The 3845-nt window shown below is 76.3% G+C and carries 1 protein-coding gene; it reads right to left on the bottom strand.

Going from position 1 to position 3845, the window contains the following annotated elements:
- Positions 1 to 3845, bottom strand: a 3845-nt coding sequence (locus MTQ10_RS28735) for an acyltransferase domain-containing protein (protein ID WP_247473277.1), incomplete at both ends; no start/stop codon positions are given.

The raw sequence follows: 3845 nt of genomic DNA, 5'->3' as shown, positions 1-3845 counted from the left end.
GCCTGGCTGACGTGGCGGAAGGCTTCGGGGGCGTGGCGGATGTCCCAGGCGGTCAGCGGGAGCGGGGTGAGCACCCCCGCCTCGAACAGCCGCATCAGCTCACCGAACATGGCCTGGAGGTGCTCCGGTTCCATGCTCTGGAGATCGAACGCCCGGTAGTCGACGCCCGGGTGACGGTCCGCCACCTTCTTCGGGTCGCGGATGTCGGTCTTGCCCATCTCCACGAACCGTCCGCCGCTGTCGCCGAGGGCGCGCAGTGAGGCATCGACGAACTCACCGGCGAGGGAGTCCAGCACGACGTCCACGCCCTTGCCGCCGGTGACGTCGAGGATGTGCTTCTCGAAGTCGAGGTCGCGGGAGGAGGCGATGTGCGTGTCGTCGAAGCCCATCGCGCGCAGCGTCGGCCACTTGGGCCGGCTGGCGGTGGCGTACACCTCGGCGCCGAGGTGGCGGGCGAGCTGCACGGCGGCCATGCCGACACCGCCGGTCGCGGCGTGGATGAGGACGGTCTCGCCGGCCTTCAGCCCGGCCAGCTCCACCAGCGCGTGGTACGCGGTGAGGAACACCGCCGGCACGGACGCGGCCTGCGCGAACGTCCACCTGTCCGGGATGCGGGCGAGAGTGCGGGAGTCCGCCACCGCGACCGGGCCGTAGGCGCCGGCCTGCTGCACGAGGCCCATGACCCGGTCGCCCACCGCGAAGCCGGTGACACCGGGGCCGGTCTCCAGCACGACACCGGCCGCTTCACCGCCCAGTCCCGTCAGCCCCGGCACCAGACCGAGGGCGACGACGACATCGCGGAAGTTCAGGCCGGCCGCGCGGATGCCGACCCGTATCTCGCCCTCCGCGAGCGGACGCAGCGCCTCCTCGTGGGGCACCAGCGCCAGCCCGTCCAGGGTGCCGTCACCGCCGGTCTCCAGCCGCCACGCAGGCGCCTCGGGCACGGGCAGCTCACGGCGTACGGCACGGCGCAGCCGGGCGACCAGCGCCCTGCCGTCGCGTACGGCGAGCTGCGGCTCCTCGGCGGCGAGCGCCGCCGCCAGGGCACGCGCCCCGCCCTCGGAGCCGTCGATGTCGATCAGCGTGAACCGGCCGGGGTTCTCGGCCTGCGCCGTACGGACCAGACCCCACACGGCGGCCTGCGCCACATCGGCGTCCTCCCCCGGCCCGGCGGGCACCGCGCCTCGGGTGACCAGCACCAGCCGGGCGTCGGCCACGGCGTCGGAGGCGAGCCAGTCCTGCACCAGGGCGAGCGTCCGGGCGACGGTGTCCTCCGCGTCGCTGCCCTCGGGCACGGGGACGACGGCGAAGTCGCAGCCGCCGGCGGTGACCGTCGCCGCCGAGCACTCCGTCACCACGGCACCCAGCGCGGCCAGTTCGGCGGGCAGCGGGTCCAGACCCGGCGCCACCGCCCAGCGGCCCTCGGCACGCGGCGCGGACCCGGTGCGCAGCTCCGTCCAGTCGACCGTGTACAGGTGCTGCCGTGCCGGGCCGTCCGCGCGCGGCGCGGCGGACGCGTCCCGCAGGGCGAGCGAGTCCACGGTGACGACGGGCGCGCCCGTGCTGTCCGCCGCGAGCAGGGCGACCTCCTCGGCGCCGGTGCGCCGGATCCGCAGCCGCAGCAGGGCCGCGCCGGAGGCGTGCAGCCGCATCCCGGACCAGGCGAACGGCAGCTTCGTCGCGGGCCTGCCGTCCTCGCCGGGGAACCAGTCCCCGGCGAGCATGCCGTGCAGGGCGGCGTCCAGGAGAGCCGGGTGGAGCCCGAACCGGTCGGTGTGGCCGCGCACGCTGTCGGGCAGCGCCGCCTCCGCGTACAGGTCGTCGCCGGCCTGCCACACGGCGCGCAGGCCGCGGAAGGCGGGCCCGTACCCGTACCCGGCGGTGCCGAGCCGCTCGTACAGGCCGTCCACCGGCACCGGGCGGGCCCCGGAGGGCGGCCAGACCACCAGGTCGTCGCCCGTGTCGGCGGGCTCGGCGTCCTCGGCGAGGACACCGACGGCGTGGCAGGTCCACTCCTGGCCCGGGTCGCGTTCGGGGCAGGACGACACGGTGAGGGCGCGCCGGCCCCGTTCGTCGGCCTCGTCCACCCACACCTGTAGGCGGACCGGTGCGTCCGGTGCGAGCGCCAGCGGCGCCTGAAGGGTCAGTTCGGCCACGGTGGCGCAGCCGACCTGGTCGGCGGCGCGTACGGCCAGCTCCGCGAAGGCGGTGCCGGGCAGCAGGACGGTGCCGTCGACGGCGTGGTCGGCGAGCCACGGGTGCGTGGCGAGGGACAGCCGCCCGGTGAGCAGCCAGCGGTCGCCGCCCGCGACCGGCACGGCCGCGCCGAGCAGTCCGTGCCCGGTGCCGTCCAGGCCGGCGCCGGTGACGTCGGCGGCGCCCTGCGCGTTCTGGTCGAGCCAGTAGCTGCGCCGCTGGAAGGCGTACGTGGGCAGCGGGACGCGGCGTCCGCCGCCCCCGGCGTGCACGGCGGCCCAGTCGACGGGCACCCCGGTCACGAAGGCCTCGCCGAGGGCGGTCAGCATCCGCGCCCAGTCGCCCTGGCCGCGTCGCAGCGTGGTGAGGACGGCGGCGTCGGCGCCTGCGTCCTCCACGGTCTGGGACAGCCCGACGGCGGCGACGGGGTGCGGGCTGACCTCGATGAACGCGTCGTGCCGTGCGGCCAGCGCGGTCCGTACGGCGGCCTCGAACCGCACCGGCATGCGCAGGTTGCGGTACCAGTAGGCCCCGTCCGTCTCGGTGACCGTGTCGGGTTCGCCGGTGACGGCGGAGTACAACGGCACCCGGCCCGGCCTCGGGGTGATGCCGTCCAGGAGTCCGGCGAGCGTTTCCCGCAGCCGCTCCACGTGGTGGGAGTGGGAGGCGTAGTCGACGGGGATACGGCGGGCCTCGACGCCGCGTTCCGCGCACCCGGCGAGGAACTCCTCCAGTGCCTCCGCGTCGCCGCTGACGACGACGAGGCGGGGCCCGTTGACGGCGGCCACGTCCAGCCGGCCGGCCCACTCGGCGAGCAGCGGCCGTACGTCCGTCTCGGGCAGCGGCACCGACACCATCCCGCCGAGCCCCGACAGCTCGGTCAGGGCGCGGGCGCGCAGCGCGACGACCGCGGCGGCCTGCTCCAGGGTGAGGACGCCCGCGACGTGCGCGGCGGCGATCTCGCCCTGGGAGTGGCCGATCACGGCGGCCGGGGTGACCCCCGCCGACTCCCACACCCGGGCCAGCGACACCATCATCGCGAACGACGCCGGCTGCACCACGTCGACCCGGTCCAGCAGCCCCGACTCGGGCCCGGCGCGCAGCACATCGGTCAGCGACCAGTCGACGTACGGGGCGAGCGCCCGCTCGCAGTCGGCGATCGCCTCCGCGAACACCGGCGAGGAGTCGAGCAGTCCGGCTCCCATGCCCGCCCACTGGGCACCCTGCCCGGGGAAGACGAACACCGGCCGGGTACGGCCGCGGCCCGTGCCGTGGACCACCCGCGCGCTGTCCGCGCCCTCGGCGAGCGCCTCCAGCCCGGCGAGCAGCTCGCCGGCGGAGGAGCCGACGACCACCGCGCGATGGTCGAACGCGGTCCGTGCGGCCAGGGACACCGCCACGTCCACCGGGTCGGCGCCGGGCAGCGCCGCGTGCAGCCGGGCGGCCTGCCCGGCGAGGGCGTCCGTACCGCGCGCGGTCACCGGCCAGGCGACGGCGGGCAGCGGCCGTACGTCGGACGGGACGGCCTCCTGGGCCTGCGGGGCTTGTTCGAGGATGATGTGGGCGTTGGTGCCGCTGATGCCGAAGGAGGAGACGGCGGCGCGGCGGGGGCGGCCGGTGTCGGGCCATTCCTGGGCCGTGGCGAGGGG

The organism is Streptomyces sp. XM83C (assembly GCF_023072675.1).
In the GTDB taxonomy this organism is placed as follows: domain Bacteria; phylum Actinomycetota; class Actinomycetes; order Streptomycetales; family Streptomycetaceae; genus Streptomyces; species Streptomyces thermocoprophilus.
This window is presented reverse-complemented; position numbering and strand designations above follow the sequence as displayed.